This window comes from Enterobacter cloacae complex sp. 342H5, from assembly GCF_050030905.1.
GTDB lineage: Bacteria > Pseudomonadota > Gammaproteobacteria > Enterobacterales > Enterobacteriaceae > Enterobacter > Enterobacter intestinihominis.
The window spans coordinates 636954-658299 of the sequence record NZ_JBLGVB010000001.1 but is presented as its reverse complement, the minus strand read 5'-3'; the positions used below and the strand labels follow the sequence as shown (position 1 = coordinate 658299).

The window sequence follows — 21346 nt, the reverse complement described above, 5'->3', positions numbered from 1 at the left end:
CAGCTGACCACTTAATAGACTAGCCTCAACACAACGCATTCATTGAGGAGAACATCATGTCTGTTAAAGCCATTGCCGTTAACCCAGAAAATCCCTCCACCTTCGTTGAAATTACCCCGCCGATGCCGCAGCCCGGCGAGTACGATCTGCTGGTGGAGGTGAAAGCCGTCTCCGTAAACCCGGTGGATACCAAAGTACATGCAGGCATTGCCAAAAGCGGACTGAAGGAGCCGCGCATTCTCGGGTGGGATGCCAGCGGGATCGTCAAAGCCGTCGGGGCTGGCGTCACCGAATTCAAACCGGGTGACGAAGTATGGTACGCGGGGGATATCACCCGACCGGGCAGCAATACCACGCACCAGCTTATCGATGCGCGCATTGTCGGGCACAAGCCTGCAAACCTTGGCTGGGCCTCTGCGGCAGCACTGCCGCTGACGGCGCTCACCGCGTGGGAAGGCCTGTTTGAACGGCTGAAGATTCAGGATGCCGACGCAGATAAAACGCTGCTGATAATTGGCGGCGCGGGTGGAGTCGGATCGCTGGCGATCCCGTTTGCGAAGCACAACAGCAAGGTGAAGATCGTCGCAACCGCCTCACGAGAAGATTCCGCCCGATGGTGTCGCGATCGCGGGGCTGACGTTGTCGTAGATTACCGCGACCTGAAGGGTGAACTGGCGAAACAGGGGCTCACCTTTGTGGATTACATTTTTATCCTCAACGACACCGACGGGCACTGGGATGCGGTCAGCGATCTGATCGCCCCTCAGGGACACATTTGTTCCATCGTTGAAAATGCGCATCCGCTAAACCAGGACAAGCTGAAGTCCAAATCTGCCGCCCTGCACTGGGAATTTATGTACACCCGCAGCATGTACCAGACCGCGGATATGGCGCGCCAGGGCGAGATTTTAAATGAGGTGGCGAAGCTGGTGGATAACGGCGTGGTGGAAAGCTCGCTCAGCGAAACGCTGCACGGGCTGAGCGTGGAAAGCATTACCGAAGCGCACCGCATGGTGCTGGAGGGGCATATGCGTGGGAAAGTGGTGGTTGAGTATTGAGTGGTTTGTTCCCCCTCACCCTGCCCTCTCCCCACGGGGGAGAGGGTAAAGACAGCTCCGTGCGATCCCCTCTCCCCTTTGGGGTGAGGGGTAAGTTTTTTACCCCTGCTCCCCCATCATCTCCTTCACCAGCTCGACGCAGCGCAGGAAGCGGGAATCGTAGTCCGACTCTTCCACATGCACAAACTCAACGTTGTTCTCGTTAAGCATCTCCACCAGCATGGTCTGGAACTCCCGCCTGTCCACCGAGCTGCCCAGGCTGCGCATGCCGTCGGCAACCCATGGGGTGTTGTTTTCCAGCAGGATCACCAGGTCAAAGCGGTATTCATCAATCAGCGCCTGCACAAACGGGTGCTCGCGTCCTTCGTACTTTTTACAGAACGCCTGCGTGGTGACGAAATCGGTATCAATAAAGGCGACTTTATTGGCGTATTTCACCGCAAAATCAATGTACTGGGCATGACCGAGCGCGATTTTATCGTAGTCGGAATACTGTAATGCCATCTCGTCACCACCGAGGTGTGAGAAGACGTAATCGCGGCCATACTCCCACGCACTGGTGGTATTGAAGATATTCGCCAGCTTATTCACCAGCGTCGATTTCCCGCTCGACTCGCCGCCGAGGATCGCCACCGTACGCACGAAGAACGGCTTCACCTCGGTCGGAATGTAGTCCCAGTAGCGGAACGGGTTCTCGCGGATCTGCGCCCCGCTGATGTTCATAAAGGTGCGTTTAGGATCGATCAGCACGGTTTCGATACCCAGATGCTCGCGGAACTGTGGCGCGTCGGACTCTTCAGAGGTGTAGATCCAGTTAGGCGCAATGCCCTTCTCTTCCATAAACGCTTTGATGCCGTTGCTCCACACGTCCCAGCCGTGCGGGTACGGCTCCATGCCCTCTTCGTTAAAGGCATGAATACGAATATTTTTCTGATACTTAAAGGTCTGAAGCAGCCAGCGCAGGCGGTCCGGCACGGTGGGCTGCTGCGACATGGCGCTGTCTTCAAACAGCTGGCGATCGCGGGTTTCATCATAACCCATGATGATATGCAGCTCGTCGACCTGGCTACAGGCGCGCTGGATCAGATAGATATGCCCGGTATGCAGCGGGTAGAACTTACCGAACACCACGCCAATGTTCTTTTGCATCCGCGGAAATTCAAGCCCCAGAAAACGGTGCAGCGCTTCCAGCTTCTGCGCGCTGGGGCTTTTGATTTTGGCGTTCAGCAGTTGGCTCAGGTAGCCCTTGGTCATGCCGCTGGCGTCCGCTACCTGCTGTAACGTGCAGCCCTTCTGGCGGATAGCGGTCTTGATGTAGTCAAATGATGACATAAATTACGGTGCCTCCTGCAAAATCGAATACGTAATTATAAGTCGTCAAAGACATTTAACGCATCTGCGAGTTTTTTAACGCCAAAAACCTGCATCCCTTCCGGAATTTTTTTCGGCACGTTGGCGGCCGGAACAATTGCGCGACGGAAGCCATGTTTTGCCGCTTCGGAGATACGCTCCTGACCGCTCGGCACCGGGCGAATTTCGCCCGCCAGCCCTACTTCGCCAAATACCACCAGATCCTGCGGCAACGGTCTGTCACGCAGGCTGGAGACCATCGCCAGCAACAGCGCCAGATCCGCGCTGGTTTCCGTAACCTTCACCCCACCAACCACGTTGACGAACACGTCCTGATCCGCCATTTGCAGGCCGCCGTGACGGTGCAACACCGCCAGCAGGATCGCCAGGCGGTTCTGTTCCAGACCGACCGCCACGCGCCGCGGATTACCCATCATCGAGTGATCCACCAGCGCCTGAATTTCAACCAGCAGCGGACGCGTCCCCTCCCACAGCACCATCACCGAACTACCGGACGTAATTTCGTCGCCACGGCTCAGGAAGATGGCCGACGGGTTGCTGACTTCGCGCAGCCCCTGCTCGGTCATGGCAAACACGCCCAGTTCATTCACCGCGCCGAAGCGGTTTTTATGGCTGCGCAGGGTACGAAAACGGGAATCCGCATCGCCGTCGAGCATCACCGAGCAGTCGATACAGTGCTCAAGCACTTTCGGGCCGGCCAGCGAGCCGTCTTTGGTGACGTGGCCCACCATCACTATCGCTACGCCGCGCGTTTTGGCAAAGCGCGTTAAGTACGCAGCCGTTTCACGCACCTGCGCCACGCTCCCCGGTGACGACTGAATGTCCGCCATATGCATCACCTGAATGGAGTCGATCACCATCAGTTTCGGCTGCTCTTCTTCGGCAATCATGCAGATCTGCTCGATGCTGGTTTCCGAGAGCATATTCAGATTGCCGGTCGGCAGACCGAGGCGGTGCGCGCGCATCGCCACCTGCTGGAGTGACTCTTCGCCCGTGACGTACAGGGTTTTCATCTGTTCGGCGAGCTTGCAGAGCGTTTGCAGCAGCAGGGTCGATTTACCCGCGCCCGGGTTACCGCCGATCAGAATAGCGCTGCCCGGCACTACGCCACCGCCGAGCACGCGGTCAAATTCTTTGAATCCGGTTGAGAAGCGCGGCAGCGCCTCAAGGCTGATATCCGAAAGTTTTTGTACCTTCGACACGCCTGCATTGCCCGCATAGCCGCTCAGCCGTTCATTGCGGGCCACGCTCGGCGAAGCCGCCACACCACGCACTTCGGTGATGGTGTTCCAGGCATGACAGGCGCTGCATTGCCCCTGCCAGCGCGGATAATCCGCACCACATTCATTACAGACAAATGCGCGTTTTGGAGCTTTCGCCACGGTTTACCTCGTTATTTCTGTGCGGTCTGCGCGCCGGATAGCGCTGACGCTTACCCGGCCTACAAAAGCAGGCCGCTATTTTTGATTAATGCTGCCGGAGAGAATGCAGAACACGCCCATCAGGTCAGCATGACGGATAGTGACTTCCGTCTTTTCATTCACTTTCGGCTTGGCGTGGTAGGCAATACCCAGTCCGGCAACTTTGATCATCGGCAGATCGTTCGCGCCATCGCCGATGGCGACGGTCTGTTCGACCGGAATGGCGTATTTCTCCGCCAGACGCGTCAGCGTATTGGCTTTGTACTGCGCATCCACGATGTCGCCAATCACTTGTCCGGTGAGTTTGCCGTCCATGATCTCCAGCTCGTTTGCCACCACGGTGGTCAGACGCAGCTTGTCACGCAGGTAATCGGCAAAGAAGGTGAACCCACCGGAGGCAATCGCCACTTTCCAGCCGAGCGTCTCCAGCTTGAGCACCAGCTGCGTCAGCCCTGGCATCAGGGGCAGTTCATCGCGCACCTGACGCAAAATGTTAGCATCGGCCCCCTTCAGGGTCGCCACGCGCTGTCTCAGGCTGGCGGTGAAATCCAGCTCGCCGCGCATCGCGCGCTCGGTGACTTCCGCCACCAGCTCGCCGCTGCCCGCCAGTTTAGCAATCTCGTCAATACACTCGATCTGAATGGCGGTGGAGTCCATGTCCATCACCAGCAGGCCCGGCGTTTTCAGATGCGGGATCTTGCCGAGCGGGGCTACGTCCAGCCCGGCGTCGTGCGCCAGACGCGTGGCGCGCTGCGTCAGGGAACCCGCCAGGCGAATAACCTGATAATCTTCCACGCACCAGGCCGCAACGATGACCATCGCTGCGCCCAGTTTAGTTTGATACTGGGTGAGGCGTTGCTTATCCAGGCCGCGTCCGTACAGCAGCCAGCCGCTACGGCCAGCGTGGTAATCGAGAGGCATCACCTCATCGCCACTTAAAGAGAGCGGCAATCCTGGCCATAAAGAGACATCCGTTGGCAGGTCGCACCAGGTAATGTTCGGCATTGAAGCTCCTGTAATTTCGTTCGCGCCGGAAGGTTCCAGAGGGAAAATAACGCATGAGGCTACCCTGTAACCATCACTTCTGGCAACATTAAGCCGTAAATTTTAAGCAGGTGGAATATGGCTCGCGCAAAACTGAAATTCCGGCTTCATCGCGCCGTGATTGTCCTGATCTGTCTCGCACTATTAGTGGCGCTTATGCAGGGGGCATCCTGGTTTAGCCAGAATCACCAACGACAGCGTAACCCGCAGTTTGAAGAACTGGCCCGTACGCTGGCGCGCCAGGTGACGCTCAACGTTGCACCGTCTATGCGCACCGAAACGCCGGATGACAAGCGGATAGCCCAGGTATTGCGCCAGCTTACGGAAAACAGCCGCATTCTGGATGCGGGCGTGTACGATGAACAGGGCGACCTGATTGCCCGCGCGGGTGAGCATGTCGACGTGCGCGACAGGCTGGCGCTGGACGGCAAAAAAGCTGGCGGTTATTTCAATCAACAAATCGTTGAACCCATTCAGGGCAAGAATGGCCCACTCGGCTATTTACGTCTGACACTCGACACCCACACCCTGCCAACCGAAGCCAAACAGGTGGATAACACCACCAATATTTTGCGCCTGATGCTGCTGCTCTCGCTGGCGATTGGCGTGGTACTGGCGCGCACGCTGCTGCAAGGCAAGCGCACCCGCTGGCAGCAGTCGCCGTTCCTGTTAACCGCCAGCAAATCGGTTCCCGAAGAGGAAGAGAGCGAGAAGAAAGAATAGTGATAAAGTAGGCGGATGATTCGGAAAAGGAACTCTGCCATGTCGACGTTACGCCTGCTTATCTCTGACTCTTACGATCCCTGGTTTAATCTCGCGGTGGAAGAGTGCATCTTCCGCCAGATGCCCGCCACCCAGCGCGTCCTGTTTCTCTGGCGCAACGCTGATACGGTCGTTATTGGCCGCGCGCAAAATCCGTGGAAAGAGTGTAACACCCGCCGTATGGAAGAGGACAACGTCCGCCTGGCGCGCCGCAGCAGCGGCGGCGGTGCGGTGTTCCACGATCTCGGCAACACCTGCTTTACCTTTATGGCGGGCAAGCCGGAATACGACAAAACCATCTCGACCTCCATTGTGCTCAACGCGCTCAATTCGCTCGGCGTGACGGCTGAAGCCTCGGGTCGTAACGATCTGGTAGTGAAAACACCTGAAGGCGACCGGAAAGTGTCAGGCTCAGCCTACCGCGAAACGATGGATCGCGGATTCCACCACGGCACATTATTGCTGAATGCCGATCTGAGCCGTCTGGCAAACTATCTAAACCCGGACAAGAAAAAGCTCCAGGCGAAAGGCATTACCTCCGTGCGCGGTCGCGTGGCGAATCTGGTGGATCTGCTGCCGGGGATTACTCATGAGCAGATTTGCGATGCAATCCGTGAAGCCTTTTTCAAGCATTACGGTGAACGCGTAGAAGCCGAGGTGATTTCTCCGGATAAAACCCCGGACCTGCCAAATTTCGCGGAAACCTTTGCGCGCCAGAGCAGCTGGGAGTGGAACTTCGGTCAGGCACCGGCGTTTTCACACCTGCTGGATGAGCGATTTACATGGGGCGGCGTTGAGCTGCACTTTGACGTGGAGAAGGGCCATATTACCCGCACGCAGGTCTTTACGGATAGTCTCAATCCTGCACCGCTGGAGGCGCTGGCCGCACGTTTACAGGGCTGTCTGTATCGGGCGGATATGTTGCAGCAGGAGTGTGATGTATTAATTGGGGATTTTCCGGAGCAGGAAAAAGAGCTGCGGGATGTATCGGCGTGGATTGCTCAGGCCGTGCGCTAGTAAAAAAGCCCGCTGGCGCTGCGCTTAGCGGGCCTACAAAACCGTAGGCCGGGTCAGGCGAGGCCGCCACCCGGCACAACAGCTCTTACTCTTTATCGCCCAGCAGAACGGATTCCAGCGCGATTTTGATCATGTCGTTGAAAGTGGTCTGACGCTCGGCAGCGGTGGTCTGCTCGTGAGTACGGATATGGTCAGACACGGTGCAGATGGTCAGCGCTTTCGCACCGAATTCAGCCGCCACGCCGTAAATACCGGCCGCTTCCATTTCCACGCCCAGAATGCCGTATTTTTCCATCACGTCGAACATGTCGCCTTCTGGCGAGTAGAACAGATCGGCAGAGAACAGGTTGCCCACGCGCGCGTCAACGCCCAGCGCTTTTGCTGCGTCAACCGCGTTACGCACCATGTCAAAGTCAGCGATGGCCGCAAAGTCATGATCTTTAAAGCGAATGCGGTTGACTTTAGAGTCGGTGCACGCGCCCATGCCGATCACCACGTCACGCAGCTTAACGTCCATGCGCACCGCGCCGCAGGAGCCGACACGGATGATTTTCTTCACACCGAAATCGGTGATCAGCTCTTTGGTGTAGATGGAGCAGGATGGGATACCCATGCCGTGACCCATCACGGAGATTTTGCGGCCTTTATAGGTACCGGTGAAGCCCAGCATGCCACGCACGTTGTTCACTTCACGCACGTCTTCCAGGAAGGTTTCTGCAATGTGTTTCGCGCGCAGCGGGTCGCCCGGCATCAATACGACGTCAGCGAAATCACCCATTTCTGCATTAATGTGAGGAGTTGCCATCTTCAGTTCCTTTTACATTGTTGTTTTTGCCGGGTGGCGGCTGCGCCTTACCCGGCCTACATTCTGTTCTCCCTCTCCCTGTGGGAGAGGGTCGGGGTGAGGGCATCAGGCCTCACCCAATCCGTTTAGAACATAGCCTTGCCATATTCCATGTCAGACGTACCAAAGTATTTCGCAATCGTCTGGCCGATGTCCGCGAAGGTTTCACGATGACCCAGCGAGCCCGGTTTGACTTTCGGGCCGTACACCAGCACCGGAATGTGCTCACGGGTGTGGTCGGTACCGGTCCAGGTCGGGTCACAGCCATGGTCAGCGGTCAGGATCAGAATGTCATCTTCCCCCACCAGCTCCATCAGCTCTGGCAGACGGCGGTCAAACAGCTCCAGACCCGCGGCATAACCGGCAACGTCGCGACGGTGACCCCAGGAGGAGTCGAAGTCCACGAAGTTGGTGAAGACAATGGTCTTGTCGCCCGCTTCTTTCATCTCTTTGATGGTGGCGTCGAACAGCGCATCCAGACCGGTCGCTTTGACCTTTTTGGTGATGCCGCAGTTAGCGTAGATGTCCGCGATTTTACCTACGGAAACGACCTGGCCGTCTTTCTCGTCGACGAGTTTTTGCAGCACGGTCGGCGCCGGTGGCTCCACGGCCAGATCGTGACGGTTGCCGGTACGCTGGAAGTTACCCGCTTTGTCGCCGATAAACGGACGCGCGATAACACGGCCAATGTTGTAGCCGCCTTCGGTCAGCTCTTCACGGGCGATCTCGCACAGCTCGTACAATTTATCCAGGCCAAACGTCTCTTCGTGGCAGGCGATCTGGAACACAGAGTCAGCAGAGGTATAGAAAATCGGTTTGCCGGTTTTCATGTGCTCTTCGCCGAGCTGATCCAGAATCACGGTACCGGAAGAGTGGCAGTTGCCGAGGTAGCCCGGCAGGTTGGCGCGCTTCACCAGCTTATCAAGCAGCTCCTGCGGGAAGCTGTTCTCGTGATCGGAGAAGTAACCCCAGTCAAACAGCACCGGCACGCCAGCTATTTCCCAGTGACCGGACGGCGTATCTTTACCGGAAGAGAGCTCGTGCGCCCACGCGTAGGCGCCCACCACTTCCGCGTTTCCGTCCATACCGGCTGCGATTTTACCGGTAGAACCTTCATGCGCTTTTACCAGCCCGAGGCGGGTCAGGTTTGGCAGGTTCAGAGGGCCTTTACGACCGTTGTCCGCTTCGCCTTTTGCACAGGCTTCCGCGATGTGACCCAGGGTATCGGAACCCACGTCACCAAAACGTTCTGCATCTTCGGTTGCGCCGATGCCGAATGAGTCCAGCACCATAATAAATGCACGTTTCATAATTGTTCTCCGTACTTAGTGCTTCATAAAAATGCGATCAGATCAGTATACCGCTATTCAGTGATACGACGATAGACCGTCGGTGTGGTTTCCGGTGCTTTATCGTCAAGAGTTATTGCCGCCTTCACCGCTTTCGCCGCGTCCTGCCAGCTGGCTTCGTCTTTCGCGTGGATCACCGCCAGCGGACGTTGGCCGTCAACGCTGTCGCCCAGACGGGCCATATCGGTAAAGCCGACGCTGTAATCAATGGTGTCCGATGCCTGACGACGACCGCCGCCCATAGACACGACCGCCATGCCGAGCGCGCGGGTATCCATAGCCGAGACAAAGCCTTCACTGTCCGCATAGACCGCTTTGCTGAGCATCGCGGTGGGCAGGTATTTCGCGTAGTTTTCCACGAAGTCGGTCGGGCCTTTCTGCGCCGCCACCATCCGACCAAAGATCTCCGCCGCTTTGCCGTTGTCCAGCACAGCCTGAAGCTTCGCGCGCGCGTCAGCGTCGTCTTTGGCCAGCTCGCCGGAGATTAACATCTCAACGCACAGCGCCATGGTGACATCGAACAGGCGCGGGTTACGGTATTCGCCTGTGAGGAACTGCACGGCCTCGCGGACTTCAACGGCGTTACCGGCGCTGGACGCCAGCACCTGGTTCATGTCCGTCAGCAGTGCGGTGGTGCGCACTCCCGCGCCGTTGGAAACGCCAACGATCGCTTCAGCCAGCGCCTCAGAGAGTTCATAGGTCGGCATAAACGCGCCGCTGCCCACTTTCACATCCATCACCAGTGCGTCCAGCCCTTCCGCCAGCTTTTTGGCGAGGATAGAGGCGGTGATCAGCGGGATGGAGTCTACGGTCGCGGTAATGTCACGCGTCGCGTAGAAACGCTTGTCTGCTGGCGCAAGAGAGCTGGTCTGGCCGATAATCGCCACGCCAACGTCTTTAATAATGTCGCGGAAGCGGTTGTCATCCGGGAAGATATCGAAGCCCGGAATGGCTTCCAGTTTGTCGAGCGTACCGCCGGTATGACCCAGGCCGCGCCCGGAAATCATCGGGATGTAACCGCCGCAGGCTGCCACCATCGGGCCAAGCATCAGGGAGGTCACGTCGCCCACGCCGCCGGTGGAGTGTTTGTCCACAATCGGGCCGTTGAGGTTAAGGCTTTTCCAGTCCAGAACGGTTCCTGAATCTCGCATCGCCATGGTCAGGGACACGCGCTCAGGCATCGACATATCGTGGAAGAAAATGGTCATCGCCAGAGCCGCAATCTGCCCTTCAGAGATGGTGTTATCACGAATACCGTTGATAAAGAAGCGGATCTCTTCGTCGCTTAATGCATGACCATCACGTTTTTTACGAATAATTTCTTGTGCGAGAAACACGGTAACCTCCATGCGGAATCGGGTGAATGGCGGCGGGTATGTTGACCCGCCCTACGATCCTGTAGGCCGGGTTAGCGTAGGCCACCCGGCAATTCAAACTTAGTAGCTGCTTGCGCTCTTACCGTCACCGTGACCCAGCGCTTTCAGCAGGCTGGCCAGCAGGCTGGACGCGCCGAAGCGGTAGTGGCGGGAGTCCGCCCAGTCGGCGCCGAACAGCTCGTCGGCAATCGCCAGGAACTGCTGCGCGTCTTCTGCGGTACGCACGCCGCCTGCCGGTTTGAAGCCAACGGTTTTGGACACGCCCATATCACGGATAACTTCCATCATGATGCGCGCGCTTTCCGGAGTCGCGTTGACCGGCACTTTACCGGTAGAGGTTTTAATGAAATCCGCGCCCGCTTTGATAGCGATTTCAGACGCTTTACGAATCAGCGACTCTTCTTTCAGCTCGCCGGTTTCGATGATCACTTTAAGCAGCACGTTTGCCGCCGCACATGCGTCTTTACAGGCTTTCACCAGGTCAAAACCGACCTGCTCGTTGCCGGCGATCAGCGCGCGGTACGGGAATACCACGTCAACTTCGTCTGCGCCGTACGCAATCGCCGCGCGGGTTTCCGCCAGCGCGATCTCGATGTCGTCATTACCGTGCGGGAAGTTAGTCACGGTCGCAATGCGCACGTCCGGCGTGCCCTGTTCTTTCAGCGTTTTGCGGGCAATCGGGATAAAGCGCGGGTAGATACAGACGGCGGCGGTATTACCCACTGGCGTTTTTGCCTGATGGCACAGGGCGATGACTTTTTCATTGGTGTCGTCATCATTCAGGGTGGTCAGGTCCATCAGTTTCAACGCGCGCAGGCTGCTTGCAGTTAAATCGGTCATAACATTCTCCAACGGCAGTGCCGTATAAATTTTACCTTGCGGGTCTGTGAGTATTCTAACATTCACCCGCATCCACACTTCGACATTCATCACAGTTAATGAAAACTGTGTGCAAATTTGCATTACTGTAATGAGATCTTCTTCAAACTTTCATGCGTCAACCGCCGACAAAAGCAGCGATACCCCCTGTCGGATCAAAAGCCCCGGCAGGCTGGCTTCTTACAATTCGTTCACCATCCGCAGAACCCTCAAGGAAGTTGAACATGCCCGACGCCCTGCAACAACGATGCCAGCACATTGTGACCAGCCCGGTGTTAACCCCGGAACAAAAACGTCATTTTCTGGCGCTGGAAGCGGAGAACAATCTGTTCTATCCCGCTCTGCCAGAGGCGGCCCGCGCCGCGCTGGACGAGGGATACATCTGCGACATGTTCGAAGGTCATGCGCCTTACAAACCGCGCTACGTGCTGCCGGACTACGCTAAATTTCTGGCTAACGGCTCAGAATGGCTGGAGCTGGAAGGGGCGAAAGATCTGGATGATGCCCTCTCACTGCTCACTATCCTTTATCACCATGTTCCGTCCGTCACATCGATGCCAGTCTATCTGGGTCAGCTCGATGAGATACTCAACCCATATGTTAAAATTCTAACACAGGATGAAATCGATAGCCGAATAAAACGTTTCTGGCGTTACCTGGACAGAACCCTGCCCGATGCCTTTATGCATGCCAATATCGGCCCGGCGGATACGCCCGTCACGCGTGCTATTTTGCGAGCGGACGCAGATCTGAAGCAGGTCGCGCCGAACCTGACCTTTATTTACGACCCGGACGTCACCCCTGACGATCTGCTGCTGAGCGTGGCGAAAAACATTTGTGAGTGCAGTAAGCCGCATATTTCCAATGGCCCGGTGAATGATAAAATTTTCACAAAAGGTCGTTATGGCGTGGTGAGCTGTTACAACTCCCTGCCGCTGGCGGGCGGCGGCAGCACGCTGGTGCGCCTTAACCTGAAAGCGATTGCGGAGCACAGCCGCTCACCGGAAGACTTTTTCACCCGTACCCTTCCCCACTACTGCCAGCAACAAATCGCGATCATTAATGCGCGCTGCGATTTTTTATATGAACAATCCGGCTTCTTTGAGAATAGCTTCCTGGTGAAAGAGGGGCTGATTGATGCCGATCGTTTTGTACCGATGTTTGGCATGTACGGTCTGGCCGAAGCGGTAAACGTGCTGTGCGAGAAAGCAGGCATTACGGGACGGTACGGTAAAAACGAGCAGGCCAATGCGCTGGGTTACCGCATCAGTGAACAGCTGGCGGCGTTCGTTGAAAACACGCCGGTGAAACACGGCTGGCAGCACCACGCGATGCTGCACGCGCAGTCAGGGATCAGTTCTGATTCAGGCACCACGCCGGGGGCGCGTCTGCCGTACGGTGACGAGCCAGATCCCATCAGCCACCTGCTGGCCGTAGCCCCGCACCATAAACACTATCATTCGGGGATCAGCGATATTCTCACCCTGGATGAGACGGTTAAACGCAATCCTCAGGCGGTGGTGCAGCTGTGCCTGGGAGCGTTCAACGCCGGTATGCGTGAGTTCACCGCGAATGTGGCCGGAAACGACCTGGTGCGCGTCACCGGGTATATGGTGCGGCTCTCCGACCTGGAGAAATATCGGGAGGCCGGCTCGCGCACCAACACCACCTGGCTCGGCGAGGAGGCCGCGCGCAATACCCGTATTCTGGAACGTCAGCCACGCGTGATAAGCCATGAACAGCAGATGCGCTTTAGTTAGTCAGGTTATTCCCTTCTCCTGCGTGGACGGGCCGGGCAGCCGCCTGGCGCTGTTCCTCCAGGGCTGTAACCTGCGCTGCAAAACCTGCCACAACCCGTGGACCATCGGGCGCTGCAACGACTGCGGCGACTGTGTTCCCCACTGTCCTCATGATGCGCTGACGATTCAGGCCGGGCGCGTCTGGTGGCAGGAGAGTCACTGTCAGCAGTGCGATACCTGCCTGCACCTGTGTCAGCAGCAGGCGACGCCGATGGCGCAGCGATACAGCGTCGAGGAGATCCTCTCACGGATCCGCACGTCCGCGCCGTTTATTGAGGGCGTGACCGTCAGTGGGGGTGAGGCCACCACGCAGCTGCCGTTTGTGGTTGCGCTGTTCACCGCGATCAAAGCCGATCCGTCCCTGCGCCATCTGACGTGCCTGGTGGACAGCAACGGCCTGTTAAACGAAACCGGCTGGCAAAAGCTGTTACCGGTGTTTGACGGCGCGATGGTGGATCTGAAAGCCTGGGGCAATGAACATCACCGTTTTCTGACCGGGCGTGAAAACACGCTGATCAAGCAGAGCATCCGCTGGCTGGCCGATCGTCATCGCCTGACGGAGCTGCGCCTGCTGGTGATCCCCGATCGGTGTGATTATCTGCAACATTTGTCATCGCTGACCGCTTTTATCCACGCGTTGGGGAACGTTCCGGTGCGGATCAACGCGTTTCATGCCCATGGGGTTTACGGGGAGGCGGCGCGATGGCGGAGCGCCGCGCCGGAGGACATCGAGCCGCTGGCGCAGGCCCTGGAACGGCAGCAGATCACGGTGATCCGCCCGGCCCTTTATCTATAGCGTGATGCCGAAGACTGCGCGAGTATTTTCCAGCAGCGCGCTGGCAATCACATCTTCAGGCTCCTGACGCAGCTCACACAGCACATCAAAAACGCGCGCCGCCTGCTCCGGGCGGTTGGGCTGGCCCTGAAAACCATTGAGCGGCATGTCAGGGGCATCCGTTTCCAGCAGGAGCGAAGACAGGGGGAGCTGCGCCATCACATCCCGGGTTTTGCTGGCACGCGGATAGGTGATAGTGCCACCGACACCAATTTTATAGCCCAGCTCGATAAAACGCTGCGCCTGCTGAAGGCTTCCAGCGAAACCATGGACCACGCCCCTGCGCGGCACGTCGATGCGCTTCAGGTGCATCGCCAGTTTGTCATGGGTGCGCCTGGAGTGGAGGATCACCGGCAGATCGTGGCGCTTTGCCAGCCGGAGCTGCGCATCCAGGATCGTCTGCTGGCGTTCAAACTGCGGATCTTCACGATAGAGATCGAGGCCGATCTCACCGATGGCAACCAGCTTCGTATCCGCGTTTTGCAGCGTGGCATCCAGCCTGTCGAGATGGTCATCAAGATGGTGCTCAATCACGATCGGATGCAGACCCAGCGCGGCATACAGCGCATCGTGACCCTGGGCAAGCGCCAGGACTTTCTCGAATCTCGCCGCTTCAATAGCGGGCACAATAATGGCTCTCACACCGGCCTCAGCCGCACGCGCAATACTTGACGTTTCCTCCCCGCTAAACGGCGGGAAATCAAAGTGGCAATGGGTATCGATAAAAGAGTGCGTCACGCCAGGTCCTCGTTATCGAGTATGCCGTCGTTGGCCTGCGGCGCGTCCACCAACGGCATCGCCACCGCGTCATTGGCCACACTAGCGGGTGGCAATATGATGCTTTTATGCCGATGAAGAGGCGGTTGCTCGGCCAGCATTTTCCCGACGGTCGCCAGGAAGTATCGCCCGCATAGCCGCCCCGTTTTGTAATCCATACGCAACGCAGGCAGCCGACTGCCCAGCGCCATGCTCAGCAGCGGCTTCGGCGGGTAAATTTCAAAGATGCGCAGCTTGCCCGGTGGTTTTTCAATAAAACGCTGCATCGCGCCGTAGGTGGTTTCATGCTGCTTCGCGATATTCACCAGCGGTTGCAGGCTGCTGTCGCCCAGCCAGCGTTCCATCCGCTTAAACCACTGTGGGGTGTAATACATCTGAGAAGGCACCGTGCGGATCACCACAATGGTTTTCGCCCCGCGCCGTGCGGCCTCCTGTACCGGCACCGCGTCGCTGATACCGCCGTCAAGATAGTTTATCCCCTCCAGCAGCGCGCCGGTACGGTAGAAACCCGGGATCGCGCTGGAAGCGCGAATGATATCCAGCCAGTTCTCTTTCTGCGGCGAAAAGTAACCCGGTGAATAGTCATCGCCACGGCTGGCGCACATCCAGAACGCTTTGCCGGTATCGAACAGTCGTGACGCGGTATCCATGGCCAGCGGCATCTGGCTGGAGGTGGCATCCAGTAACCAGTCGAGATCGATCAGGTTCCCGCCGCGCACGAAGCGTACCGGATTGAAGAATTCTTTGGAGGTGGTGTAGCGCATAATCACTTTGCGCGCATAGCCGGGCTGGTTGCAGACATAGGCGGAGAGGTTCTGCGCCCCGGCAGAGGTACCGAAGTAGAGATCGAACGGGTTGAATTGCGCGCGCATAAATTCGTCGAGTACGCCGGCGGTGAAAATACCGCGCTGCCCACCCCCTTCACAGACCAGCGCAAGCTGGCCTGCATGAAACGGTTTTAACGTCAGCGGCGCAATATTGCCGAGCGTCACGGGAATTCGTTGCCCCACCTCTGCCTTCCTGTTTTCATTATTTTGATGAGACACAGTAACGCACATTCCCGATGGTTCTCAAACGAGAAAAAGCCAGTCACGAGGACTGGCTTGAGTTTGTTTAATAACTATTGCGTTTGCTACGGGCGACGTCGACCCGTAAACAGGCTGACCAGGAACAGAATAATACCGACGACGAAAACAATTTTCGCTGCCCATGCCGCGGTACCCGCCAGTCCACCAAAGCCCAATGCGGCGGCAATTAACGCGATAACCAGAAATATAATGCCCCAACGAAACATAAGCCTCTCCTTTACCATAGTTAATGTCGGCCGCTAAACGTGAGCGCTCAGGTCACTCACCGGCTTTTCCAGAGTCGTTTTTATTTCGCCCGCGGTTTTCAGCCAGACGGGCGAGTGGTACTGCTTTACTTCGTTTTCAGATCGTTTTTGACGCTTTTCACACCATCAATAGCTTTCGCAATTGACTCGGCACGATCGCTTTGTGCCTGGTTCTCAACCGTACCGGACAGCTGGACCACGCCATCGGTGGTTTCAACTTTCACCATACGGGATGGCACGATGTCGTCAGCTAACAGTTTAGCTTTGATTTCGCTGGTAGTTGCTGCATCTCCGGCATAGCCCTTCACCGACGATTCTTTGCTGTCACGTACGTGCAGTTTGTCGCTTACAGAGCTTACGCCCTCAACGCCTTTCGCTACTTTAACGGCCTCTTCAGCCTGGGTCTGGCTTTCAACGAAACCGCTCAGAGTGACAACCTTGTTGTCGGTTTTAACAGAAATATCGGTGCTCTTAATGGATTCATGATCCACCAGTGCGGCTTTCACTTTTGCTGTGATAGAGCTGTCATCCATGAAATTACCGACTTTATTCATAGAGCTATCGATTTTTTCCCCTGCGGTATTAGCGGTATTTTGCGCTTTATCCATGGTGCTGGATTCCGCCAGAGCAGAACCGCTTACCAGGACACTACCCAACGTTACGGCCAGCAGAGTTTTAGAAATCTTCAGTCTTGTCATATTCATCGATTTATTCCTGTGTTTTGCCCGTTATTTGGGCGACATACTTCCCTAAATCTTGGTTTTATATATTGCGAATTAACACACGGGCGAAATGGAGAACCAGTGGACATGCATTGAACAGTTAATTCATCCACGCCCGGTGCTAAACACTGAGTTAAATATAGATCACAATCAGAGGGGTGCATTCAGAATTGGGGAAAAAACGAACGAATAGCGAAAAATTACGTTGAATTAAGAACATTCCGCAAGGGTTTAATAACACTGGAATTAAAGAAGAGCACGGCGGCTGCCGTGCTCTGTGAGGGAATTAATGCTCGCGCGTTTTGCGGAACTGAACGTCGGGATAACGTTCCTGCGTCAGGTTCAGGTTAACCATAGTCGGGGCGATATAGGTCAGATTATCGCCACCGTCCAGCGCCAGCTGAACTTCGTTCTTACGCTTAAACTCTTCGAATTTCTTCACGTCTGAACATTCAACCCAGCGCGCGGTCGCCACGTTCACCGATTCGTAAATCGCTTCCACGTTGTACTCGCTCTTAAGACGGGCAACTACCACGTCAAACTGGAGCACACCCACCGCGCCCACGATCAGATCGTTGTTGGCGATAGGGCGGAACACCTGTACAGCCCCCTCTTCCGAAAGCTGGACCAGGCCTTTCAGCAGCTGCTTCTGCTTAAGCGGATCGCGCAGGCGAATGCGACGGAACAGTTCCGGCGCGAAGTTCGGGATACCGGTGAACTTCATCATCTCGCCCTGCGTGAAGGTATCGCCGATCTGAATGGTACCGTGGTTGTGTAAACCAATGATGTCACCCGGATAGGCTTCTTCCACGTGGGAACGGTCGCCCGCCATGAAGGTCAGCGCGTCGGAAATCACTACGTCTTTACCAATACGCACCTGACGCAGCTTCATGCCCTTTTCGTACTTACCGGAAACCACGCGCATAAAGGCGACGCGGTCACGGTGTTTCGGGTCCATGTTGGCCTGAATTTTAAAGACGAAGCCGGAGAACTTCTCTTCCTTCGCTTCTACTTCGCGGGTGTCGGTTTTACGCGGCATCGGCTGCGGGGCCCACTCAACCAGACCGTCGAGCATATGGTCAACGCCGAAGTTGCCGAGTGCGGTACCGAAGAAGACCGGGGTAATGTCACCGCTCAGGAACAGTTCTCTGTCGAACTCGTGAGAGGCGCCTTTGACCAGCTCAAGCTCATCGCGCAGTTGCGCGGCCAGCTCTTCACCGACAGCGGCGTCCAGCTCCGGGTTGTCCAGCCCTTTCACGATGCGGACTTCCTGAATAGTGTGGCCCTTACCGGTCTGATACAGGTAGGTTTCGTCTTTATAGAGGTGGTAAACCCCTTTGAACAGCTTGCCGCAGCCAATCGGCCAGGTGATTGGCGCGCAGGCGATTTTCAGCTCGTTTTCCACTTCATCCATCAGCTCCATCGGATCACGGATGTCACGGTCGAGTTTGTTCATAAAGGTAAGGATCGGCGTATCGCGCAGACGAGTGACTTCCATCAGCTTGCGGGTACGATCTTCAACACCTTTCGCGGCGTCGATCACCATCAGGCAGCAGTCCACGGCCGTCAGGGTACGGTAGGTATCTTCGGAGAAGTCTTCGTGCCCCGGGGTGTCCAGCAGGTTCACCAGGCAGTCATGATACGGGAACTGCATCACGGAGGTGGTAATCGAAATACCACGCTGCTTTTCCATCTCCATCCAGTCGGATTTAGCATGCTGGCTGGAGCCACGGCCTTTAACGGTACCCGCGGTCTGGATCGCCTGTCCGAACAGCAGCACCTTCTCGGTGATGGTCGTTTTACCGGCATCCGGGTGCGAGATAATGGCAAAAGTGCGGCGTTTGGCCACCTCTTGCAGATAAGGAGACAACGTCATAATCAATTCTTCTTAGGTAAGCGCGGCAGCAGGCCGCGCATCATGGAATACGAAAAATGCGGCTATTTTACCCATCAACAGGGGGCAGGCAATCATTGTTTACACAGGAGCTGCTCCAGTTCGTTCAATGACGTTACGGTCCAGGTCGGCTCGATGCCTTCCGGCAGCGTGCGGCCATGCGCATTCAGCCAGACGGTCGACAGGCCCGATCTCATACCTCCCAGAATATCAGATTCTGCCGTATCCCCCACCATCAGCACGCGATCGCGGTCAGGATTGCCCGCTTGCGCCAGCGCATAATCGAAAATACGCGGATCCGGCTTCGGCACGCCTACCTCTTCGGAGATCACCAGCGCGTCGAAATGATCGCGCAAGCCAGTGCGTTCAAGGCGGATCTGCTGAAGCGCGGTAAAGCCGTTGGTAATGATCCCAAGCTTCACCTTCCCTTTCAGCGAATCCAGCAGAGAAACGGCGCCGGGCAGCGGCGCGCAGATATCCGCCATCGCATTCAGGAAGGCCTCGTTCAGCACCCCAGGACTGATGTTTAACCGTTCAGCCCAGACGTCAAAACGCTGATGCTGAAGCTGTAACGCGGTGATGGCTCCGTTCTGGTAATCCACCCACAGCGGCTTGTTCACCGCCTGATAGTCCTGAAAATCTTCCGCGGTGAACGTCACGCTATAGTCGAGAAACATCCGCTGTAGGCCGCCGAACGAGTCAAACGTAAACAGCGTTTCGTCGGCATCAAAGAAAATCCAGTCCCATTTCATCGTTACAACCTTATTTTCGTTATCCAATCGGCAGAGCCATGATAATGGCGTCTTCACGTCCCTCTGCGGTGGGGTAGTAGTTACGGCGGATAGTCGCCTCGTTGAAGCCTAAGCTTTCATAGAGCGCGATGGCGGCGACATTGGACGCGCGCACCTCCAGCCACAGGGTGAAAACGTCACGGGTTTCCAGCTCACGAATGAGGTGCTCAAGCAGATCCCTGCCCAGCCCGCGGCGCTGGTAAGCGGGATCGACCGCGATATTAAACAGCGTCGCCTCGTCCAGAACGACCTGCGTGATGGCGAACGCGGCCATCGCACCGTCAACGTCCACGCGGAGATTTAAATAGCGTTCGCCTTGATTGCTGGCAAACGTCTTTTCGCTCCACGGAAAGGCATGGGCGCGTGTTTCAATCGCGAACGCGGTGGCCAGGTCAGCCGTCGTGAGGGAAGAAATCGTGTTCATATTCGCAAATTTGTTGCCATAGCGCGCTACGCGCTTTTGGGTTGGCTTTCAGTTCGTCCAGCGCTGGCGAGCTGATCTGGCTTCCTTCAAGAGGTAGCTCATCCACCGCCCCGATTCGCCAGCTGTTACAGCGGCTGTCAGGGGGAAGCATCGCGACGCTTTCGGGCGCCAGCTGTAATACCTGATCGTTTGTCACCTTCAGGGTGCGAAGGACATCCTCAATCAGGGGTTCGTTCAGGGCAGGCGGCGCTTCTGCCACCATCACCAGGCGGACATGCGCAGGGATGGAGATGGCTATTTCGCCCCGCAACGCCGTCGGGCGACGCAAAGCCCACTGGGTGATGCCCAGCTGCTGCAACTGCCAGTCTCGTCGGGATGTCATAGCGAAAACTCCTGTCTCTCAGGCGCGCAAATATAGCAAATGTGTCGAAACTGCGCCATCTACCTACTATAATCCCCGCCTGAGTTTATTGAGGAACAATTCATGTCTGCATTTACCCCGGCAAGTGAAGTCTTGCTGCGTCACAGTGATGATTTCGAAGAAAGCCGTATTCTGTTTGCCGGAGATATGCAGGATGACCTGCCCGCACGTTTCGACTGTGCTGAAAGCCGTGCCCACACCCAATACTACCACCACTGGCAGGTGCTGAGCCGCCAGATGGGCGAGCGCGCACGCTTTAGCCTGGTGGCGGAGCAGAGCGATATTGCTGACTGCGATACGCTCATTTACTACTGGCCGAAGAACAAACCGGAAGCCCAGTTCCAGCTGATGAACCTGCTTTCTCTGCTGCCGGTCGGCTGCGATATTTTTGTCGTCGGTGAGAACCGCAGCGGGGTGCGAAGCGCAGAGCAGATGCTCGAAGGCTACGCGCCGTTGACGAAAATCGACAGCGCCCGACGCTGCGGCCTGTATCATGGCCGTCTGGAAAAACAGACCACTTTTGATGCCAACACCTTCTGGGACGAGTACCAGCTTGACGGCCTGACCATTAAAACCCTGCCGGGTGTGTTTAGCCGTGACGCGCTTGATACGGGCAGCAAGCTGCTGCTGTCCACCCTGACGCCGCACACCAAGGGCAAGGTGCTGGATGTCGGCTGTGGCGCGGGCGTGCTGTCAACGGTTCTCGCCAGCCACTCACCAAAAGTGCGTTTAACCCTGTGTGACGTGAGCGCCCCGGCGGTAGAAGCCAGCCGCGCCACGCTTGCTGCGAACGGCATTGAAGGCGAAGTGATCGCCAGCAACGTCTTCTCCGACGTGACCGGTCGCTTTGACATGATCATCTCTAACCCGCCGTTCCACGACGGGATGGAGACCAGCCTTGAAGCGGCGCAAACGCTGATCCGTGGCGCAACCCGTCACCTTAACAGCGGCGGTGAGCTACGTATTGTGGCGAATGCCTTCCTGGCGTATCCGAAAGTGCTGGATGAAACCTTCGGCTTCCACGAAGTAATCGCCCAGACAGGCCGCTTTAAGGTGTATCGCACCGTGATGACGCGCCAGGCGAAAAAGTAATTCCCCTGCCCGGCGATGGCTGACGCTGCCATCGCCCATTTTTGCAGCAATCAAAACAACGTGCGCAATTTTCTGTTGACGTAAAGCTGAAAACATCTAGAATGCGCCTCCGTGGTTACGATACTTTTACAGTGTCG

General features: G+C 56.7%; 21 protein-coding genes. 6 read left to right on the top strand and 15 right to left on the bottom strand.

The genetic code is table 11. The annotated features are described in order from the left end of the window. The first annotated feature begins 56 nt into the window (after positions 1–56). Positions 57–1058: a zinc-binding alcohol dehydrogenase family protein gene (locus ACQG03_RS03245; protein ID WP_022646991.1), complete on the top strand. Its 1002-nt coding sequence runs from the start codon at positions 57–59 to the stop codon at positions 1056–1058. A 99-nt stretch (positions 1059–1157) separates the two neighbouring features. Here ACQG03_RS03245 and nadR read toward each other — a convergent pair whose 3' ends face one another. The 3 genes from nadR to serB all read right to left on the bottom strand — a co-directional run bounded on the left by nadR (position 1158) and on the right by serB (position 4855). Continuing rightward, positions 1158–2390, bottom strand: a complete 1233-nt coding sequence (nadR, locus tag ACQG03_RS03240; RefSeq protein WP_015572616.1) for a multifunctional transcriptional regulator/nicotinamide-nucleotide adenylyltransferase/ribosylnicotinamide kinase NadR — start codon at positions 2388–2390, stop codon at positions 1158–1160. A gap of 35 nt (positions 2391–2425) precedes the next feature. Then, positions 2426–3811: a DNA repair protein RadA gene (radA, locus tag ACQG03_RS03235; protein WP_003856523.1), complete on the bottom strand. Its 1386-nt coding sequence runs from the start codon at positions 3809–3811 to the stop codon at positions 2426–2428. Positions 3812–3886: 75 nt separating this feature from the next. Then, on the bottom strand, positions 3887–4855 hold the full coding sequence (serB, locus tag ACQG03_RS03230; protein ID WP_003856524.1) for a phosphoserine phosphatase: 969 nt from the start codon (positions 4853–4855) through the stop codon (positions 3887–3889). Between the two features lie 117 nt (positions 4856–4972). Here serB and ACQG03_RS03225 point away from each other — a divergent pair, with 117 nt between their 5' ends. Continuing rightward, complete coding sequence (locus tag ACQG03_RS03225) at positions 4973–5617, top strand: YtjB family periplasmic protein (RefSeq protein ID WP_015572615.1); 645 nt, start codon at positions 4973–4975, stop codon at positions 5615–5617. A 39-nt stretch (positions 5618–5656) separates the two neighbouring features. Next, positions 5657–6673: a lipoate--protein ligase LplA gene (gene lplA, locus ACQG03_RS03220; protein ID WP_063163155.1), complete on the top strand. Its 1017-nt coding sequence runs from the start codon at positions 5657–5659 to the stop codon at positions 6671–6673. An 85-nt stretch (positions 6674–6758) separates the two neighbouring features. Here lplA and deoD read toward each other — a convergent pair whose 3' ends face one another. The 4 genes from deoD to deoC form a co-directional block, all read right to left on the bottom strand. Then, positions 6759–7478, bottom strand: a complete 720-nt coding sequence (gene deoD / locus ACQG03_RS03215; protein WP_003856538.1) for a purine-nucleoside phosphorylase — start codon at positions 7476–7478, stop codon at positions 6759–6761. 125 nt (positions 7479–7603) lie between these two features. After that, the gene (deoB, locus tag ACQG03_RS03210) at positions 7604–8827 is read right to left on the bottom strand and encodes a phosphopentomutase (RefSeq protein WP_022646989.1); all 1224 of its coding nucleotides are present in this window, start codon (positions 8825–8827) and stop codon (positions 7604–7606) included. A gap of 53 nt (positions 8828–8880) precedes the next feature. Next, the gene (deoA, locus tag ACQG03_RS03205; RefSeq protein WP_063163156.1) at positions 8881–10203 is read right to left on the bottom strand and encodes a thymidine phosphorylase; all 1323 of its coding nucleotides are present in this window, start codon (positions 10201–10203) and stop codon (positions 8881–8883) included. A gap of 99 nt (positions 10204–10302) precedes the next feature. Further along, positions 10303–11082, bottom strand: coding sequence for a deoxyribose-phosphate aldolase (deoC, locus tag ACQG03_RS03200; RefSeq protein WP_038415274.1), 780 nt, complete (start codon positions 11080–11082; stop codon positions 10303–10305). A 263-nt stretch (positions 11083–11345) separates the two neighbouring features. Here deoC and ACQG03_RS03195 point away from each other — a divergent pair, with 263 nt between their 5' ends. Together ACQG03_RS03195 and ACQG03_RS03190 are read left to right on the top strand one after the other, a co-directional pair. Next, positions 11346–12881, top strand: a complete 1536-nt coding sequence (locus ACQG03_RS03195; protein ID WP_063163157.1) for a YjjI family glycine radical enzyme — start codon at positions 11346–11348, stop codon at positions 12879–12881. After that, a complete protein-coding gene (locus ACQG03_RS03190) occupies positions 12856–13716 on the top strand; it encodes a YjjW family glycine radical enzyme activase (protein WP_022646985.1) in 861 nt (286 codons plus the stop codon). The genes ACQG03_RS03195 and ACQG03_RS03190 overlap by 26 nt, the downstream gene beginning before the upstream one ends. Here ACQG03_RS03190 and ACQG03_RS03185 read toward each other — a convergent pair. The 8 genes from ACQG03_RS03185 to ACQG03_RS03150 form a co-directional block, all read right to left on the bottom strand. After that, positions 13711–14493, bottom strand: coding sequence for a TatD family hydrolase (locus ACQG03_RS03185; protein ID WP_022646984.1), 783 nt, complete (start codon positions 14491–14493; stop codon positions 13711–13713). The genes ACQG03_RS03190 and ACQG03_RS03185 overlap by 6 nt on opposite strands. Next, complete coding sequence (locus ACQG03_RS03180; protein WP_023299272.1) at positions 14490–15542, bottom strand: patatin-like phospholipase family protein; 1053 nt, start codon at positions 15540–15542, stop codon at positions 14490–14492. Before ACQG03_RS03180 ends, ACQG03_RS03185 begins: the two co-directional genes overlap by 4 nt. A gap of 122 nt (positions 15543–15664) precedes the next feature. Next, the gene (locus ACQG03_RS03175; RefSeq protein WP_003856556.1) at positions 15665–15826 is read right to left on the bottom strand and encodes a DUF1328 domain-containing protein; all 162 of its coding nucleotides are present in this window, start codon (positions 15824–15826) and stop codon (positions 15665–15667) included. Between the two features lie 125 nt (positions 15827–15951). Beyond that, positions 15952–16569, bottom strand: a complete 618-nt coding sequence (gene osmY, locus ACQG03_RS03170) for a molecular chaperone OsmY (protein WP_022646982.1) — start codon at positions 16567–16569, stop codon at positions 15952–15954. Between the two features lie 304 nt (positions 16570–16873). After that, the gene (gene prfC / locus ACQG03_RS03165) at positions 16874–18463 is read right to left on the bottom strand and encodes a peptide chain release factor 3 (RefSeq protein WP_022646981.1); all 1590 of its coding nucleotides are present in this window, start codon (positions 18461–18463) and stop codon (positions 16874–16876) included. A gap of 92 nt (positions 18464–18555) precedes the next feature. After that, the gene (yjjG, locus tag ACQG03_RS03160; protein WP_022646980.1) at positions 18556–19233 is read right to left on the bottom strand and encodes a pyrimidine 5'-nucleotidase; all 678 of its coding nucleotides are present in this window, start codon (positions 19231–19233) and stop codon (positions 18556–18558) included. Positions 19234–19252: 19 nt separating this feature from the next. Further along, entirely contained in the window at positions 19253–19696 is a 444-nt protein-coding gene (gene rimI / locus ACQG03_RS03155; RefSeq protein WP_063163158.1) for a ribosomal protein S18-alanine N-acetyltransferase, read from the bottom strand. Continuing rightward, the gene (locus ACQG03_RS03150) at positions 19665–20078 is read right to left on the bottom strand and encodes a DNA polymerase III subunit psi (RefSeq protein ID WP_022646978.1); all 414 of its coding nucleotides are present in this window, start codon (positions 20076–20078) and stop codon (positions 19665–19667) included. The genes rimI and ACQG03_RS03150 overlap by 32 nt, the downstream gene beginning before the upstream one ends. Before the next feature lie 102 nt (positions 20079–20180). Between ACQG03_RS03150 and rsmC the strand changes: the two genes are divergently transcribed. Beyond that, a complete protein-coding gene (rsmC, locus tag ACQG03_RS03145; protein ID WP_032625390.1) occupies positions 20181–21209 on the top strand; it encodes a 16S rRNA (guanine(1207)-N(2))-methyltransferase RsmC in 1029 nt (342 codons plus the stop codon). The last annotated feature ends 137 nt before the right edge of the window (positions 21210–21346 follow it).